The organism is Enterococcus diestrammenae (genome assembly GCF_049384045.1).
Classification (GTDB): domain Bacteria; phylum Bacillota; class Bacilli; order Lactobacillales; family Enterococcaceae; genus Enterococcus_C; species Enterococcus_C diestrammenae.
This window is the reverse complement of the sequence record NZ_JBMRGR010000004.1, coordinates 180,733-198,957: the sequence shown is the minus strand read 5'-3', so window position 1 is coordinate 198,957 and position 18,225 is coordinate 180,733. Positions and strand designations below refer to the sequence as shown.

At 43.2% G+C, this 18,225-nt stretch carries 12 protein-coding genes and 1 tRNA gene; 5 read left to right on the top strand and 8 right to left on the bottom strand.

Annotated features, from left to right (window positions below):
- Positions 1–90 precede the first annotated feature (90 nt).
- Both ACO03U_RS04810 and ACO03U_RS04805 read right to left on the bottom strand, forming a co-directional pair.
- Positions 91–163 (bottom strand) — tRNA-Gln (locus ACO03U_RS04810).
- A 116-nt stretch (positions 164–279) separates the two neighbouring features.
- Entirely contained in the window at positions 280–1,251 is a 972-nt protein-coding gene (locus tag ACO03U_RS04805; protein WP_204686012.1) for a diaminopimelate dehydrogenase, read from the bottom strand.
- A gap of 365 nt (positions 1,252–1,616) precedes the next feature.
- Here ACO03U_RS04805 and pulA point away from each other — a divergent pair, with 365 nt between their 5' ends.
- The gene (pulA, locus tag ACO03U_RS04800) at positions 1,617–3,608 is read left to right on the top strand and encodes a type I pullulanase (RefSeq protein WP_204686010.1); all 1,992 of its coding nucleotides are present in this window, start codon (positions 1,617–1,619) and stop codon (positions 3,606–3,608) included.
- A 54-nt stretch (positions 3,609–3,662) separates the two neighbouring features.
- Here the strand turns inward: pulA and truA are convergent, their stop codons facing one another.
- The 5 genes from truA to yjeM all read right to left on the bottom strand — a co-directional run bounded on the left by truA (position 3,663) and on the right by yjeM (position 9,115).
- On the bottom strand, positions 3,663–4,409 hold the full coding sequence (gene truA, locus ACO03U_RS04795; protein ID WP_204686000.1) for a tRNA pseudouridine(38-40) synthase TruA: 747 nt from the start codon (positions 4,407–4,409) through the stop codon (positions 3,663–3,665).
- A 91-nt stretch (positions 4,410–4,500) separates the two neighbouring features.
- On the bottom strand, positions 4,501–5,229 hold the full coding sequence (locus tag ACO03U_RS04790; RefSeq protein ID WP_204686073.1) for an alpha/beta family hydrolase: 729 nt from the start codon (positions 5,227–5,229) through the stop codon (positions 4,501–4,503).
- 132 nt (positions 5,230–5,361) lie between these two features.
- Positions 5,362–6,108 carry a TMEM175 family protein gene (locus tag ACO03U_RS04785; RefSeq protein ID WP_161870332.1) on the bottom strand — a complete coding sequence of 249 codons (747 nt, stop codon included), beginning with the start codon at positions 6,106–6,108 and terminating at the stop codon, positions 5,362–5,364.
- A 534-nt stretch (positions 6,109–6,642) separates the two neighbouring features.
- On the bottom strand, positions 6,643–7,380 hold the full coding sequence (locus ACO03U_RS04780) for a DUF2238 domain-containing protein (protein ID WP_204685992.1): 738 nt from the start codon (positions 7,378–7,380) through the stop codon (positions 6,643–6,645).
- A gap of 241 nt (positions 7,381–7,621) precedes the next feature.
- Complete coding sequence (gene yjeM / locus ACO03U_RS04775) at positions 7,622–9,115, bottom strand: glutamate/gamma-aminobutyrate family transporter YjeM (RefSeq protein ID WP_423104409.1); 1,494 nt, start codon at positions 9,113–9,115, stop codon at positions 7,622–7,624.
- Positions 9,116–9,660: 545 nt separating this feature from the next.
- On the opposite strand from yjeM, the gene ACO03U_RS04770 reads away from it, so the two are divergent.
- The 4 genes from ACO03U_RS04770 to ACO03U_RS04755 all read left to right on the top strand — a co-directional run bounded on the left by ACO03U_RS04770 (position 9,661) and on the right by ACO03U_RS04755 (position 15,479).
- Positions 9,661–12,126, top strand: coding sequence for an FAD-dependent oxidoreductase (locus ACO03U_RS04770; RefSeq protein WP_204685983.1), 2,466 nt, complete (start codon positions 9,661–9,663; stop codon positions 12,124–12,126).
- A 518-nt stretch (positions 12,127–12,644) separates the two neighbouring features.
- On the top strand, positions 12,645–13,670 hold the full coding sequence (locus ACO03U_RS04765) for an LLM class flavin-dependent oxidoreductase (RefSeq protein ID WP_204685974.1): 1,026 nt from the start codon (positions 12,645–12,647) through the stop codon (positions 13,668–13,670).
- A gap of 140 nt (positions 13,671–13,810) precedes the next feature.
- Positions 13,811–14,659 (top strand): helix-turn-helix domain-containing protein, encoded by an 849-nt coding sequence (locus ACO03U_RS04760; protein ID WP_204685972.1) that lies wholly within the window; start codon positions 13,811–13,813, stop codon positions 14,657–14,659.
- Positions 14,660–14,843: 184 nt separating this feature from the next.
- Complete coding sequence (locus tag ACO03U_RS04755; protein WP_204685963.1) at positions 14,844–15,479, top strand: CPBP family glutamic-type intramembrane protease; 636 nt, start codon at positions 14,844–14,846, stop codon at positions 15,477–15,479.
- A gap of 405 nt (positions 15,480–15,884) precedes the next feature.
- On the opposite strand, the gene yicI is transcribed toward ACO03U_RS04755, so the two are convergent.
- The gene (gene yicI, locus ACO03U_RS04750; RefSeq protein WP_204685955.1) at positions 15,885–18,167 is read right to left on the bottom strand and encodes an alpha-xylosidase; all 2,283 of its coding nucleotides are present in this window, start codon (positions 18,165–18,167) and stop codon (positions 15,885–15,887) included.
- Between the last annotated feature and the right edge of the window lie 58 nt (positions 18,168–18,225).

Sequence of the window (18,225 nt, the reverse complement as noted above, 5' to 3'; positions counted from 1 at the left end):
GACTTGTCTTAGTTTGGTAAAAAAAAGAGGGCTAAACACCTTTAAAATGCTTGCGCAACGGTGTTTATCCCTCTTAAATTTAACTATAGATTGGGATAGCAGGGCTCGAACCTGCACTTACCTGATTCAGAGTCAGGCGCCTTACCAGTTTGGCCATATCCCAAAAATCCAACGATAATATGATAACGCCAGTTGTCGGATTGTTCAAGGAATAAGACTTGATCGTAAAAAAACCAAGGAATTAGATTGAATCCATTCCCCGGCTTTTTTATTAGCTATTTATAAAAGTTCTACCCGCAATTGCTCCACAGTTTTTGCCGACAAATATTTTGGCGGGATATCCAACACAGTATAAGCACCGCATTGCTTTTCATTCGCCAACCGGGCACAGGCTCGAGCATAGGCTACCAAAACGCTGGCGGTGAATTCCGGGTTGCTATCCAATTTCAACGTGTAGTCGATCACTTGATGGACACCGGGAGCAGTTTCTCCGGCATGGAGCACCGTGCCACCATGAGGCATTGCCTTGTGATCCCGATTGAGTTCTTCTTGGGAAATAAAGTGCACTTTGGTATCATAATCCGCAAAATAATTTGGCATTGTGACAATCTCATTTTTGATTACATCCGGATCAGCCCCCTCTTCTAGCACCACAAAACATTCGCGAAAATGCTTATCCCGCGTCGTCAACTCTAGCTGAGCACCAGCTTTTAATTTGTCGATTACTTCTTGATTTGGAATGGTGTACTGAGTCGCATCCGCCACACCACCGATTCGCCGCAACGCATCCGAATGGCCCTGACTCACCCCTTTACCCCAAAAAGTATAAGTAGTGCCAGTTGGTAAAATACTCTCGGCATACAGCCGATTGAGGCTAAACAAACCTGGATCCCAACCGGTAGAAATTACGGAAACAGTCTTGTTCTCCATTGCCACTTGGTCCACCTTAGCAAAATGCTCAGGAATCTTGGCATGGGTATCAAAACTGTCCACCGTATTGAAATCTCTGGTCAATTCTGGCGTTTGCTGAGGTAAATCCGTCGCTGACCCCCCACACAAAATACAAACATCAATTTTATCTTTTTGCTGGATCAAATCAGCCATCGCAAATACCAAAGCCCCTTCTGTTGCGACAGTTTCTGGCGCACGTCTGGTGAAGACTCCGACCAATTCCATATCCGAATTCACCGCCAGAGCCCGTTCTACCCCTCGACCCAAATTACCATAACCAACAATTGCTACTTTTGTCATCCAACCCACTCCTCATAATTAATGTTTTAATTTTTCAGCCGTATACCCTTTGATTCCTACACGCATACAGTTCATCGCTCCCCTGCACACAGCAGAAATCAGAAGAGAATGTCTTCAAATGAAATGAAGTAGTATAAGGCAACCAGATGGCCCTTTTTTCGTTAATGTTACTAACTAGTATACTCTATTTTTAGCTAATTTTCGCAAAAAAATGAATGAATATACAAAATAGCAGCTAAGGAAATCAACATTTTCCAGAAGCAATCCTTTGCCAAAATTGCTAGCCTCGGTATACTGAAACTAACAAAGATCGTTCAAAATTACACTGCCATCTTGACTATTCGCCAATTGAAAGGATGATTTCCATGGATAAGCTGCCTACGACTCGTTCAAAACATTTGGGCCTTACTTATACACCTCAAGCCTCAACTTTCAAACTATGGTCCCCGACTGCCGATAAAGTTGTGGTGAACTTGTACCAAACAGGTAGCCGGAAAGAAAATACACTGCTAAAAAGCATGCCCATGACCGCTAGCAAAACCCTCTGGACTGCGACTATCAAGGAAGACCTGCAGGGGTTGTTTTACACCTACGCGATCACCCGTGGCGAGGAAACTGTCGAAACCGTCGACCTTTATGCCAAAGCGGTGGGCTTAAACGGTGATCGTGGAGCCATAATAGATTTGGCAACCACTGATCCCTCAGGCTGGCACCTCGATTGCCCACCAAAAGAACTGACTGGCAAGCTGACGGATGCCTTCATCTGGGAAGTCCATGTTGCCGATTTTAGCAGTGCCAAAAATGCCGGTATCCAAGCAAGTCATCAAGGAAAATACCTCGCTTTCACTGAAGGTGCTAGCCATCTACCAGATCAGCCGGATATTCCTACTGGGCTGGCTCATCTGAAGAGTCTCGGGGTGAATTATATCCATCTTTTACCGGCTTATGATTTTGCCAACAATGAGCTAGCAACAGCTTACAACTGGGGCTACGATCCGAAAAACTACAATGTTCCTGAAGGGCGCTATGCTACCGATCCTGCTGATCCTACCAGTCGGATTCGCGAATTCAAAGAGCTGGTTCAGTCCCTTCACCAAGCAGGTTTGGGAGTAATCCTCGATGTTGTCTACAACCATACCTTTCTCACGGAAGAATCTTGGTTCAACTTGACCGAGCCTAACTATTTTTATCGTCAAGATGGAGCGGGGGGCTTTGCAGACGGTTCCGCTTGCGGCAATGAAGTCGCCAGTGAACGTACCATGGTGCGGAAATACCTCGTGGAGTCAGTTCTCTATTGGGCCCAAGAATATCATTTGGACGGCTTTCGCTTTGATTTGATGGGATTGATTGATGTCGCCACCATGAACCTGATTCGCAAAACACTCAACGAACACAGCCTCCAGCACGTCTTGATGTACGGCGAACCTTGGGATGCCGGCACCAACGAAATCAAGGCGCCAAATCTTGCCGCCAACAAAACCAATCTAGAACAGCTAGCCCCGGGTATCGCCGTTTTCAACGATGATTTTCGAGACAGCATGAAGGGCTTTGTCTTTGAAGAAAAAGACGGTGGCTTTATCCAAGGTGCCAACGGTCGCAAGCAAAAAAAACGGCAATACCACGACGCTGACGTGGAAGCTGCTATCCTCGCCAATACCGATACCCGTCGTAGCAAAAAAAGCCCCCTCGTTCCAATAGCTTGGACTCAACGTCCAGATCAAACCATCAGCTACGTCGCCGCCCACGATAATCTGACATTGTGGGACAAACTGGTAAGTTCCACCACCAAAAAAGGCCAAAAACTGAAGTACAAACGCAAAGAAAAATTAGTCTTGATGAATAAAATCGCGGCAGCCATCCAGTTTACTAGCCTCGGTGGTATCTTTATCCAAGCCGGGGAAGAATTTGCCCGTACAAAGTTTGGAGATGAAAACTCTTTTGTTTCCCCGATCGAAGTCAACCAACTGGACTGGTCCCAGCTAGTGGATTTTAGTGATCTAACTAACTTTTATCGTGGTATGTGGCAAATTCGCCAAGCCTTTCCTGCCTTGCGCCGTAGCGATGCCCAGGCAGCCAGCGCCTATCGTTTTGCCAAGGATCAGACCGAAAACTTGATTGCTTATACGATCAGCGATACTACTAGCCTTGGGAAATGGTCACAACTAGCTGTTATCGTCAACAGCGGCAAAGTTGAACAAACCGTCAAACTCCGCAGTACCACTGACTTACCTACAAAATGGTCCGTCATTGCTGACAACCAGCAAGCGGGGACCACGGAATTGCGAGTTCTTAAGACGAAAAAAGGTAAAGTGACAATCTCTAAACGGAGTTTGCTGATTTTAGCTAAAGAAAAGTAACGATTGAAAAAGGTGCCAACTAGACAACACAGTCCAGCTGACACCTTTTTTCACTTATTGATAAAACACTTCATCCAAATACAATCCTTGGGCCGGTGCTGTTTCCCCAGCTTCCATCCGGACTTTACTGGCAAAAACTTCGTCTATCACTGTGTCTTCCATGGCTCCAGTGCCGATTGCGACTAACGTACCCACAATAATCCGCACCATTTTATGGAGAAACCCATTGCCCACCAAGGTGAATTGGACCATCCCAGTACCAGGATCGCCTTCAATCTTGATGGAGTCGATCGTACGGATGGTAGATTTTTTCGATTTCTTTAAAGCAGAAAAGCCGAGAAAATCATGTTTTCCTACCAGTTTTTCACAGGCTGCTTCCATTTTTGCCAAGTTAAGAGGTTGGGTCACATGAAAACTATGATGACGCTCAAAAGCAGTGGGAATCGGGCTGTTCCATACCCAATAACTATACTGCTTACTCTTGGCATTGTAACGAGCATGGAACCGTTCTGGCACCTCTTGGACAGCTTTCACCACGATATCTCCCGGCAACATCCGGTTCATCACTGCCACCATCTCTTCAGGAATCATGGTGCTCTCAGTTTTAAAATTGGCCACTTGCCCGCGGGCATGAGTGCCGGCGTCGGTACGACCAGAGCCGACGATTTCGATGGTTTCACCAGTCATTTGCTTAAGGACAGCTTCGAGTTTCCCTTGGATCGTCTTTTCGGAATCTCCCAACCGTTGCCAGCCTAGATAACGACGACCATCGTATTCTAGTGTTAGTTTAATATTTCGCATGTTGTTCTCCTTTTATTGACCACCGGCAAAGTCGCCGGCCAGTCCTCCTACGTACTTTTCTATTTTAGCATGCTTAGTGAAAATATTCCCATTAAGGCAAGAAATTCTCGGTTTGTAGCCAAGCAACCATCCTTTTGCTGATTTCCTTTTGTTGGTCTTCGTTTGAAATCGTGGCCTCACCGTCTTTTTTCTGCACACCATAACTACCAAAACCAGCATGATTGCCCCCTTCGATCACCTCAAAAGTTGCATCTTTCGGCAAATACTGCTTTGTATCGGCAAGATCTTTGGCTTCGACCAAACCATCTTGGCTGGCACTAAGAGACAAGACTGGCAACTCAGTTTGCGCTAAATCGCCTTTTTCATCTGGATAACTGGCCAGATAGATCATGCCGGCAATCCCATCCTGACTTGCAGCAAAACGACTCGCTACCACGCCCCCTAGAGAATGCCCTCCTAGAAGATACGTTTCTTCTGGTGCTTCAGCAACAATCTTCGCTGCTCGATTGGCTCCAAAAAATGCCATATTCAACGGCATTTTTACAATGTAGACATCCACCCCAGCCTCAGCCACTTGTGATGCCCAAATACTATAACTGGCTAGCTCCACTAGCGCCCCGGGATAAAAAATCAAGTTGAGATCACTTTCCTTTGGTGCTTCAAACAAAAGGTATTCTGAATTTTGCTGACTCATTTGGCTTGCAGTTTCAGCTTCTTGTGAGGGAGGATAAGCACTAAACTTCAAATATCCTACGCTACCAATGAGCAAAACCATCAAGGCAATCACGATGCTCAGAATGATTTTGTGCCATCGCTTCATTTTTTTCAATTGATTAGCTTCTTTCTTTACGATTCTCTTCTATCCTTAAACATAACTGATTTTTTCGCCAGACTCAACTTTTCAAATCAAAAAAGTCCTCCTATCTAGCTTGATAGGAAAGACCTCGTCTAATTATTCGAGCTTCTGTTGTTTTTCCTTTTCCTGTTTCAAGGCTGCTCTGACTCGAACTTTTTTCTGCCGGCGCAGGTTCAGTTGATTCGGGAAGAAAAAGTTAATGATGGGCAAACTCAGATACAAGATCATCGTCACACTGGGCCATTTCAAAGCTAATAAAATCAGCAACACATTTAGCAACAACTGCCCCCAAATTCGCATCAGAGTCATACGATTGGAAAAGTGAAAAGCTGCATCCGATTTTCCCAACAAATTGGTGAAAGCAAAGCGATACATCAACAGCTCCGTAATACTGACGACAAAATATACCACGCCATAATTGGCAATGGCAAAACTATCTGGCTCCTGCATAATCCACTTGGTCATCAATGGAATAATCGACAGCAGCGCTAAAAAAAGAAAATTCGTCAATAAAATACTACGACTGGCCTTTTTTATCATGCCAAAAGTCCGATGATGCTGATACCAAAAATTTGCCACAATAAAAAAGCTAATCAAAAAGACGAAAATCGACCGCAAAAACGTGCCATAAGATGTATCCGCTGCTGTCGGCAATGGCACCTCCAACACCATGATGGTGATGATAATCGCAATCACGCCATCATTGAAGGTCTCCAAATGCTCCTTCAAGCGCCCTTCTTCGGTATCGCGAATCTTTAGAAACTCCGCTTGAATTTCCTCTTGCTTTGCTTGGTCCCCCAACGAGAGAACCTCTCGATCAACTCTTGCTCTCGGCTTTTTCATAAAACCCACCTCTTTTAAGTCTTCAGTGGGATTTTATCAGGGAATCAGGGATTTGGCGAGGATTTGATGCTTCGAGCCTACTTTATCAAAAAAACGTTATCCCATTAAATCCTCCTATTGCCCCCGCTACTAGGATAAAAATTCCCATGCTCATTTGACTCATAGCCATAACTTGAAGGAAACAAGTGGGTTGGATACTCAGAGTGACTCTTATGGGAAGCTTTGCTAAGTCCAACCTCTTCTTGAAATTTTTTCGAGACTAGTTCTTCGATTGCCATAGCGTTTTTCTCAGCTCTACGTCTGATGCATCTCATCAAGGCTACGATACAACCAAATACTAGCAATAATACAACTCCAATAATATAACCCATGAGTACCTCCGATAAAACGTTTTCATTATAACCCTTATTCTAATACATTTCTAATCGTTTTATCAATTAAAAACTATCGAAAAAGGTACTCGATTTCAAATCTTCGAGTACCTTTTCCTATTTCGGATCCTTATTATAGTTGCTAGTTATCGCATTTCATCTCTTAGTCATCCTTCGTAACAGTTGTCGTTTCAACAAGTTTCATGGTCGGCTGCATCCGTCGACGTTCCATTCGTTTGAGATTCCAATACCCCACCATCACGATGATCAAGGCACAGACCATGTCCACGATGATATCCTTCATCGTATCGCCGAGAGCGGCATGGCCTCTTAGAATCACCCCATCAGCAGTCATAAATTTCTGCATATTGGTCCCCAAAAGCTGATCGGCAGTATACTCGTAAATCTCCCAGACTACCCCACAAGTCGTCGCAAAGCAAAAAGCAAAGAAACTGACAAAAAAAGGTTTTAACTGCAAATGTAACGTGCGACTTCGGTTCATGAAATCCACTAGGAAAAAACCCAATGCCCCTAACATCACCGCACTAAATCCATGGAGAATCGTATCCCAAAAGGGCACGCGATAATAAAAGTTTTGTACTTCTCCTAAATAAATCGCACAAAATAAAAAGACAAAATAAATGATTTCCATCAAATCCGGCACATCAATGCCAAAGCGTTGTTCTGCTTGGGCGGGTAAAAAGATCACGATCATCCCCACCACACACTGCAGCACCATCAATACATAATCGCTTTTTACTAACTCGCCAGCTTTAGTGGAGATTCCCGATGGCGCTCGGGTGAACATAACAGCAGCGTAGACCACCGACAGGGCCAATAAAACGAAAATAATAATAAATAAGATCCGTTTACGTTTTGCCAAGTTTCGTTTTTTCTTCATAATCACTAACCTCTCCCAAGATTCTCGACAAATTCCTACACAATTCACGTCAAGAACCACTCTAGCAATAGTCTACAGGAGTTTTCACCCCTGTCAAACCTTTTGAAAATTTTGGTCCTCTACTAAACAAAACAATTTTAAATCACTTACTGTTTTTGGGTAGCTCTTCACACAGAAAAAGAGCTGTACTCCTGAAGGTTTCCCCTCAAGTCTACAGCTCTTATCAACCGATGATTAATACTTATTTTTCAGTTTTGTCACTACGGCGAGCATAGTTTTGATAAAGAATAATCCCCAACACAGTAAAGCCTACTGGTCCAGCAATCATCCAAATCGTGTCATGAACGCCCATGCCTTCCAGCATTGGTTGGAAGATGGTAAAGGCATTTGCCCCTAAAACCAAGACAAAAACGACAACACTGATAATAACTGTCCATTTATAATTTTTGAAGGCTTCAAAAGGTCGTTCCAAATCATTTTTTTGTTTAAATTTCGGAAAAGCATAGATCAAAAAGAGATACGGCAAAGTCATTGAAACATTGGCCATCAAAGTCAAGATACGATAAAAAGCAGATGGATTTGGTGTCCCAAACGATGCCAACAAAATAATCCCTACTACCAAAAGACATTGCGCCCACATGGCATAGCTAGGCATCCCGTTTTTGTTGAGTTCTGTAAATTTGTTCGGCCAAAGTTTTTTTGGCGTACCCATAATCAAGGTCTTCAACGGTGAATACGTCAAGGCGAAGAAAGCCCCACTATAGGCGAGAAACATCCCAATCCCAGTGTAACGAGCAAACCAGTTCCCGATAGTCAACGCCGTGGCAGTACTCAAGCCAAGGCCTCGACCCAGTTCATAGCCGAGATTATTCATCATAACATAGCTGATATTTCCCAAGTTGGTGCTATCGCCAGACAAGACGGAATCCCAGTTCGTGCTAACACCCCAGAGGAAAATTCCCAGAGCATAGCCCACCGAAATAATCAATGCGGATAACATGATTCCTCGAGGGAACGTCTTTTCCGGATTTTTCGTCTTATCCACCATACCACCAATCGCTTCTAGACCGCCATAAGCGAAAATCGCAAATACAGCAAAACTCAATAAGCTAATCGGCGTTTGATAAGCTGGGTTGGGTGATTCCATAACGTGGTTCAAAGGTTGAGCTAATTTACCACCATTTGCTACCAAAATCACACCAGAAACCAAAACCAAAATCACATTTAAACTAGTTACTGCCAAGCCACCAAGACTCGTAATCTTGATGATCCCTTTAACCCCTTTGATGGAAACAAAGGTCACCAAGACCATCCATAAACAAGCGAGCAATCCTACCATCTGGGTCGAATTCAACCCGAACATCCCCAGTTTTTGGGTCTGGTCACTACCGGCAAAAGCCGTGGTAAAAGGAATCCAGACTTTTGAAGCCGTAGAAACCATCCAAATGATGTAAGAGGCAAACCACATGAACGTCCCGATAAAGGCAAACCGTGGACCGACACTAACCTCCAACCACTTGTACATCCCACTATTTTCTCCTTTGATAGCCGAACCATATTCGGCCATCATCAAGGCAAAGGGAATAAAAAATAAAATTGCGGCAATCACGTAAAACACGATTGAGCCATAGCCCATCAGATAAAATGCCACTGGTCCGTTGGCAAAACCAAAGACGGTGGTAAAGATCATCATGGCTAAAGCGGATAGACCCATGCCTTTTTCTGCTTTTGACAAAAAAATCACTCCTATTCACTTATTTGTTAAGATTTTTCTACTCATGTCCCAATTGTTTGCGCATCCATTTGGCTACCCAAACATCAACTTAAAAAATCCCCGTTTATCACAATACACCGAAATTGCCAAAAAGTATAGGAAAATCCCTAGTTTGGTAGTTTTTTTAAGATTTCTAGCAGATTCCAATAAGACTCCTCTTACGCGTATCAAATTTGTTTTTTTTAAAGATAGCTAATTCCTTGAGCGCCGGGAAGCGATTGCTAACTTAATGGTTGTTTCGCACTTTGCCAAAAGGAGAAAAAGACTTTTGATAGGTAAACCCTCACTATGCCCCTATCGGTATTTTCCAACCGATTTTCTCTGGATAATGCATAAAAAGAGTATAAAAAAGTTGTTTAAGATCGTTACTTTAAATTTTTTTCTCTTAATTCCTTAAAACTAGTCAGATTGCTAACAAATAAAACCTTTTCATCTAGTGTTTCATATTAGTTGACGAGATATACCTATACAGGGTATTATCTCGATAATGAAAGGAGTTTGGATACATGACCAAGAAAATTGTTATCATAGGGGGCGTCGCTGGGGGAGCCACTGCAGCCACCCGGTTACGAAGATTAAATGAAACTGACGAAATTATCCTTTTTGAAAAAGGGGAATATATTTCTTTTGCCAATTGTGGACTGCCTTACCATATTGGCGGTACCATCAAAAATCGTGAGGACTTATTATTGCAAACGGTCGCCGGCATGTCATCCCAATATGGGCTAGACATTCGGAATTTTTCCGAAGTTACCGCTATTGACCCAATGAAAAAAAGTGTTCGGGTCACCAACCATCAGACCAAAGAAAGCTATGAAGAAACGTTTGATTCATTGATTATCTCGACGGGTGCAAAAGCGATAGTTCCACCGATTGACGGACTCGAAACAGCCAAAAACGTATTTAGCCTCCGTAATATTCCCGACATGGATCAGATAAAAAACTATATTCAACAACAGCAAGTAAAAGAAGTCGCCATCGTCGGCGGTGGTTTTATCGGTCTGGAGATGATGGAAAACTTAGTGGACCTAGGCCTGCAAGTTCACCTGATTGAAATGTCTAAGCAAGTCATGCCCAATATTGATTTTGAACTAGCTCAGATACTCCATGCTCAAATTGATTTGCATGGCGTCGATTTGATTCTTGAAGATGGACTAAAAGCCTTTCAACAAGAAGGCCAGCAACTGTTATTAAACAGCGGTCGCAAAATTTCTAGCGATTTGACCATCTTGGCCATCGGCGTCGCTCCCGAAAGTACCTTAGCTAAGGAAGCTGGCATTGAGTTAGGCTTGCGAGGAGCCATCAAGGTCAATCAACAACTAGAAACAAATATTCCTGACATTTATGCTATTGGTGATGTCATTGAAGTGTCTGATTTTGTCTCTGGAACGCCAACATTAATACCGCTAGCTTGGCCAGCTAATCGCCAAGGTCGCTTAGTCGCTGACGTCATCAATGGCATCGATGCAAGCTACCCGGCCACCCAAGGAACTTCTGTCGCAAAAATTTTTGAACTCACAGCTGCTTCTACCGGTGATTCGGAAAAAACTTTGCAACGCTTGGAGATTCCTTATCAGAGTATTCATATCCATCCAAACTCTCACGCTGGCTACTACCCTGGCGCTAGTCCCATCGCCTTGAAGCTGCTTTTTGGCCCGGATGGCAAAATTTTAGGTGCCCAAGGAGTGGGAACCGCTGGCGTGGAAAAACGAATCGATGTTATCGCCACCGCCATGAAATTTGGTGCCAAAGCCGATGAACTAGCTGGTATTGAATTGGCCTATGCCCCTCCTTATTCCAGTGCCAAAGATCCTGTCAATATGCTCGGTTATACCGCAGATAACCTTTTGACAAAACGGGTAGAAACTATTTCTTGGCAGGAAGTGGATGAACTCTTACAAAACGACGCCTATTTCTTGGATATTCGTGAAGATTTCGAACTGGCAACTGGAAAACTGGCAAATAGCCACTTTATCCCGTTGTCCCAACTAAGACAGCGCATGTCTGAACTACCCAAAGAGCAAACGATCTATGTCTATTGTCAAGTAGGCTTACGAGGATACAACGCTGCTAGAATCTTGATGCAAAACGGCTTTCATGTAAAAAATATCGACGGGGGCTACAAAACCTACAAACAAGCTCACTATCAAGTAAAAAGACGGGAAAATACCCCGTCTGCACCACAAGCTATCGCGACTGCACCAACAGCTACGGCTAAAACAGAGGCAAGTGCAACCATCCAGGTCAATGCCTGTGGATTGCAGTGTCCTGGTCCCATTCTCAAAGTCAAAGAAACCATTGATCAGATGGAAAACGGCCAACAACTAGAAGTTCAAGCCAGTGATTTTGGATTTGTCGCTGATATTGAAGCTTGGTGCAAAAATACTGGCAATACCTTATTGGAAAATCAAATTCAAGGCAGCAAAGTGACCGCCCGTATTGCCAAAGGAACTGCTGATGCAGCCCCGCTGACAAATAAACTCCCAGAAGAAGGCGTTCTTCATGCCACTAAAGACGGGGCCACAATGGTAGTCTTCAGCGGCAATTTAGATAAGGCCTTGGCATCGATGATTATCGCCAGTGGAGCCGCCGCCATGGGAAAACAAGTGACCATCTTCTTCACTTTCTGGGGCTTAAATATTTTAAAGAAACAAAAAATTGAAAAACGTGGATTGGCCAAACTCTTTGATGTCATGCTACCCAGCAACGCAAACAAACTTCCTCTTTCTAATATGAATATGGGGGGGCTGGGTTCCAAAATGATCAAAGGGGTGATGAAACAAAAAAATGTTGATCCCTTACCTGTGATGATCGAGAAGGCAAACAAGCTAGGGGTGAAGTTCGTGGCTTGTACAATGAGTATGGACATCATGGGCATCGATCGTGCCGAACTTTTTGATTTTGTCGAATATGGCGGTGTGGCGACTTATTTGGGAGATACCACCAATTCCGATTTGAATCTCTTTATTTAAACGATAATTACCGCTACTCTTCTAGTAATTGGCAATAAAAAGTTCACGATAAAAAGCGAGATCTCCGCTCTAACTCTTTGATCAGATAATTGAAAAGTGACAGCTGCTAAAATATGAGAGACTGTCCTAGTTTAGACCGTAAAATCAGTATGGTCATGCCATTAAAATAAAACTAGCAGCTCCCTCTAAGTTCAGTTAGTAGCAGCCACTAAGTAACGTTCATAAAGCTGAGCTAACAATGACACAAATGTCGCTGATGAGTTACAACAATAATGAAGCCTTTCTTCCTCCTTCACTTAAGGTAAGAAAGGCTTTTTTTTAGGTATCTAACATCTGGGAAACGTCATTTTGGAGGATAACACCAAAGTTTTGTCATGGTCCCTATTTGAAATCCGCACAGCTAGCTTCATCAACCAACAATCCCTTCGAGCAAACTTACTCGCCTTTATTAAAAAAAGGCGCTATAATCATATCACTTACAAAAAGTAAGTTTCAACTTGCAACAAGGAGGACATACGATGAAAAAAATTGGCTTTTTAAGCTTTGGCCATTGGATGCAGCAAGGTTCACTGGTGAAAACTGCAGAAGATTCCTATTTACAGTCCATTGAATTGGCAATGGCTGCCGAACAAATCGGTATCGATGGCGCCTATTATCGGGTGCATCATTTTGCTGACCAAATCGGTTCACCCTTTCCTTTACTGGCAGCCATCGGGGCACGCACCAGTAAGATTGAAATCGGCACTGGTTTGATTGATATGCGCTACGAAAATCCTTATATGATGGCCGAAAATGCCGGCTTGACGGACATTATTACACAAGGCCGAGTGGAATTAGGGGTCGGTCGTGGGTCACCGGAACAAGTCTTAGATGGTTGGAAATACTTTGGCTATAATTACAGCGAAGAAGAAATAAAAGACATCGCTCGCAATCGCACATTGGAATTTTTGAATCTGTTGGAAGGGAAACGGTTTGCCGAACCCAATCCCCAACCAATGTTCCCCCAAGGACCGGGTAAATTACGCCTAGAACCTTATGCAGAAGGCTTGCGCCAACGAATTTGGTGGGGAGCTGGCTCACAGGAAACAGCTATCTGGGCTGCCCAACATGGCATGAATCTGCAATCTTCCACCTTGGTCAACTACGAAAGCAAAGAACCCTTCCATATCCAACAGGCCAATCAGCTACGGGCTTATAAAAAAGCTTGGAAAGAAGCAGGACATGACTTTGAACCCCGAACTTTAGTAACTCGCTCTATTCAACCCATTACCACTGACCTTGATCGTCAATTATTCGGTCATCAAGATGAAGAAGCAAACTATGATTCCGTCGGCTTTTTAGCTTATCATCAAAATCCGACCATCTTTGGCAAAACCTTCGCCGGCGAACCCGACAAAATAGCCAAAGAACTAGCCGCAGATGAAGCGATTAAAGAAGCCGACACCCTCTTGGTAACCATCCCGAATACACTCGGGGTGGAGTACAACATTCACCTGTTGGACTCCATTTTAAAAGATGTCGCCCCACAAGCTGGTTGGCGCTAATGAGCAGACGCAAGCAAAGGCAATCGATGTTCCTGATCGCCTTTGCCTGCGTTTTTTGTTTGCTGGCTAAAGCGCTAGACTCGTCTTTTTCACTAAAAATATGCTATTCTACAGCCAGCAAAATGAAAGTAGGTGAGCTGATGTTTCACGGGGAAGTGGTTCGTAAAATCCGACTCAGTAAAGGGTTATCGCAAAAAGAAGTTTATCTTGGTATCGTCTCAAAATCTTATGCTATTGAGTTTGAAAAGGGCAACCATAGTATTTCGGCGACTCTCCTTTTGGATATTTTGGAACGGCTATCTTTGGATATAGATGAATTTCTGTATATTGGTGCCGATTATCATCTCAACCCACAATCCAGCTATCGTGCTCGCTTCTCACAAGCTAGCAATCGTCATGATCTTACGGCTTTGCAGCAGCTTTTTGACCAACTGAAAAATGAACCTCAAGGCATTGCTACCGTTCATTTGGCGGAAGTTCGTTCCCGGATTCGGATTATCGCTTCGGCTGCAAAAACAGGTGTATACGATCCGACCGTCGTCTTACCAGAAGATCGCCAAACGATTGTCAGTTACTTATCTCAGCTTCAGACTTGGACGCTCCAAGAAATTCAACTATTTGCCAATACCTTAGAATTTATTGAAGCGCCACAACAACTACTTTTTTTCAAGCAGCTATCAAAATCCCTTCCTCGCTATCAAAACTACGATCGTGGCAAGGATATTTTTTGTACCTTATTAGTCAATCTGATTCAAGCAACCTTAACCGATAATCTACTTGATTATGCTGAGGTCTTAATTCAACAGCTATTTTTACTCAGTACCGGCTATGAACAGTTTTTTCAACGACTCTGTGGTAAATACTTCGAAGCCGTCCTTCGAAAAAAAAGGGGCGATGCTTCCGCCCAGCAGGATATTCAACAAATGTTGCAACTCCTGACTGATTTGGATCATGGTAGTCTGGCTGAAGAAATGAGGAGCCTTCTTTAAGGTTTTTGGTCCAGTATTTCAGACCTGCTGAAAAATTCTTTTCGATTCGTGGTAAAACAATGACAGTCAAAAGTTTAGTCAATCAAAATGTCCCAAGAAAAAAGCAGCCGTTTTTGTCGCAAATGCCACTGTTTATCACTCGATTAAAAAAGATTTTTTCACCATCAGTCAGGAGGACGACTATATGTCAAAAATTTCATATACCACAATTATCGCTACCGGTTTGGTTGTACTTGGATTTTATCTCATCGATCAGCTAAATCAATGGTTTGCTATTCCCAATTTAGGTTACTTCTCACTACTATTTTTTGGTACAATCGCCTATCTATTGGTTTTTGGTTCCCAAGGCTACCGCCAGCTCTTTCAAAAGCCCGTCGCTTTTTGGAAAAATTTTTTCAAATATCTGATACTCACCGTTCTAACCTCGACAGTCTTGTCCCTCGCGATCGTCTCCATCACACACCTGCATAAAGGCAATGCTGTTGCAAACAGTCCGCTTTATTTTTTCTTTCTGATTATGCCTTTTGCGTTATTGGGAGAAGAATTGTTTAGCATCTATTTTTATGAATTATTCAAACGCTCTGTGACACCCCTAGTAGCCAATTTGCTGGTATGTGTGATTTTTGGGTTAATTCATTACTGGACCTATTTTAATGGTTCCATCCTTCTCACCATCATTCAAGTTATCCTCCTTCAAGGATCTGCCCGTTTTTGGTTCAATCAGAGCTACCAAAATTCCCAATCCATCCTCACGAGTTTTGCGATTCATTACTGTTTCGACCTCCTGAGCTTCTTATTGCTGTTGCTTTTTCAGCAATAAGAAAGGCCGAACGAATTCGTTTAGCTATCGAGAATTAAGGGGGAACCGCCATACGATGTTCTTTATCATGAGTCGGTTCCCCCTTAATTCCGAAGAGCGCTAGTCCCTGAAGCCAAACATAGTTAGACTTGATATTATAAAAACAATAGAGACTAGGTTAGCAATCCCCCCTAGGAAAATAACAAAGACTGTGATGCTTTTATGTCTTCCGCCACAAAAACATCACAGTCTTTGTTACCTTCTTCGTTACAGCAATCGCAGCCACCTTTTTTGGGGAAACCGAGTCAACTTATCATGACCTGCCAACGCTACAACTTCCATTCGAAAAAATCAGTTAACCTAACTAACGATTCGCTTGAAACCCTAGAAAAAACCGCCAGACTAAGCTAGCGGTTTGAAATATCACTATTTGGTAGTTAAAGATCGCTCTGTTGTACCCGAAGTTAAATCAAACGTCATTTTTCTATCAGGCAAGTGCAAGACCAGACTGCCCGACAAATGATCTGGGTTATCGACAACTAATGTCTCATTCTGCATTTGGCAAGTAATCGTCGCAACAACCTTACCTGATGTATCACAAACCGTTTCTGTATAAGGGATTGCGAGTTGGGGATTGAACAGATTTACTTCGACATTTTCGGTATAATCATACTCCGCCTGTCCCTCATTTGAACCCATAATCAAAATCGTACCTGGTTTGACTAACACTGGCAAATGGAAATAGTCACAAGTTTCTTGGTACCATTTTCCTGGAGCATAGGCTTTTCCTGTCAAATAGTCAAGCCAATCCCCAGCTGTTTCTGGTACATAAAATTGCACTTGACCAGTTTGATTAAAGATTGGCGCAATCAGTAAGCCATCCCCTAGCATGTACTGGCGATCCAATTCATGCGTGGCAATATCTTCAGGGAAATCCAATACCATCGGCCGCATCATTGGTACACCACTAGCAGCTGTTTTTACCGACTGATTTTGCAAATAAGGCATCAAACGCAATTTCATTTTCGTAAAGAACCGAGTGACAGCCACCGCTTCCTCGCCATAAAGCCATGGCACTTTGTATTGCCAACTTCCATGGTAACGACTGTGAGAAGATAAGAGACCAAACTGCGTCCAACGCTTGTAAAGATCTGGATCAGCGCCGGCTTCAAATCCTGAAATATCATGACTCCAATAACCAAAGCCACCAAGCCCAAAGGAAAGCCCTGCGCGCAAACTTTCCGCCATCGATGGGTAATCACTAGTGCTATCTCCACCCCAGTGAACTGGAAATTTCTGCGATCCCACCGATGCTGAACGAGCGAAAACAACGGCATCTTGCTGTCCTTTTTCTGCGACTAAGAGATCGAACACGACTTCATTGTACAAGTATGCGTAATAATTGTGCATTTTCTCAGGATCAGAACCATCAAAGTAGACAGCATCTGTGGGAATCCGCTCACCAAAATCGGTTTTGAAGCAGTCAACGCCCATATCTAGTAAAGTTTTTAATTTTCCTTGATACCAAGCAACCGCATCAGGATTCGTGAAGTCAACAATCGCCATCCCCGCTTGCCACTTGTCCCACTGCCAAACGTCGCCATTCCCGCGTTTTAAGAAGTACCCTTGAGCCATACCTTCGTCAAAAAGCGGTGACTTCTGACCAATGTAAGGATTGATCCAAACACAGATTTTTAGGCCTTTTTCTTTTAAGCGGCGTAACATATTGATGGGATCTGGGAAGGTACGTTCATCCCAAGTGAAGTTACACCATTCATATTCCCGCATCCAAAGACAGTCAAAATGAAAGACCTCTAAGGGAATATCCCGTTCCATCATGCCATCTACGAATGAATTAACGGTTGCTTCATCATAATCTGTTAGAAAAGAAGTGCTTAACCATAATCCAAATGACCAAGCCGGTGGCAAAGCTGGTTTGCCAGTCAGATCTGTGTAATTTCCCAAAACAGCTTTCAAAGTATCTCCAGCAATGACATAGTATTCCAGCTCTTCGCCAGGCACTGAAAACTGAACACGAGATACTTTTTCGCTACCAACTTCAAAACTTACCTTATCTGGCGAATTGACAAAAACACCATAACCTTGGTTGCTAAGATAAAATGGGATATTTTTATAAGCTTGCTCCGTTCCAGTCCCACCATCAGCATTCCAAATATCTACGCTTTGACCATTTTTTACAAAATTTGTAAAACGTTCCCCCAAGCCATAAATTTTCTCCCCTACCCCTAAGGATAGTTGTTCGCTGATATGGGGACGGCCATCTGGGTCGACGACATATGCCTTACTGCGAGGGAAACTTTGCACAAGTAAGCGATCTTGATAATAGAAACTCATGGTTAAATCTTCGCCTTTAGTAATCACCAAGGCAAGTTTTCCTGCTTGATAGCGATAGGTCGTCTCATCTTCAGAAATCGCTGGTTCCACAAGCCCTTTAGTGATTTCAAAATGGGGATTTTGTTTTTGTATTCCCTTGTAATTGTAGGTTTTTATCGCAATAACATCTTCGTGGGGAGTCGTAACTTCCATCGTCAGCAAGCCACCGTCTAAAGTGCCCCCTTTATGGGCAACATGGGAATAAGGCAGATATAAAATAAGTTTGTCTGCTTGTTGTTGTACATCGTATACATGGACCGCATATTTTACTTCAAAGCCCTCTTTTAAAAGCCAACCACCGTCAGAATATTTCAATGGAACCTGCTCCTTTCAAAATCAGATTGATTATTTTTTGTTTCATGGAACCCCTCGT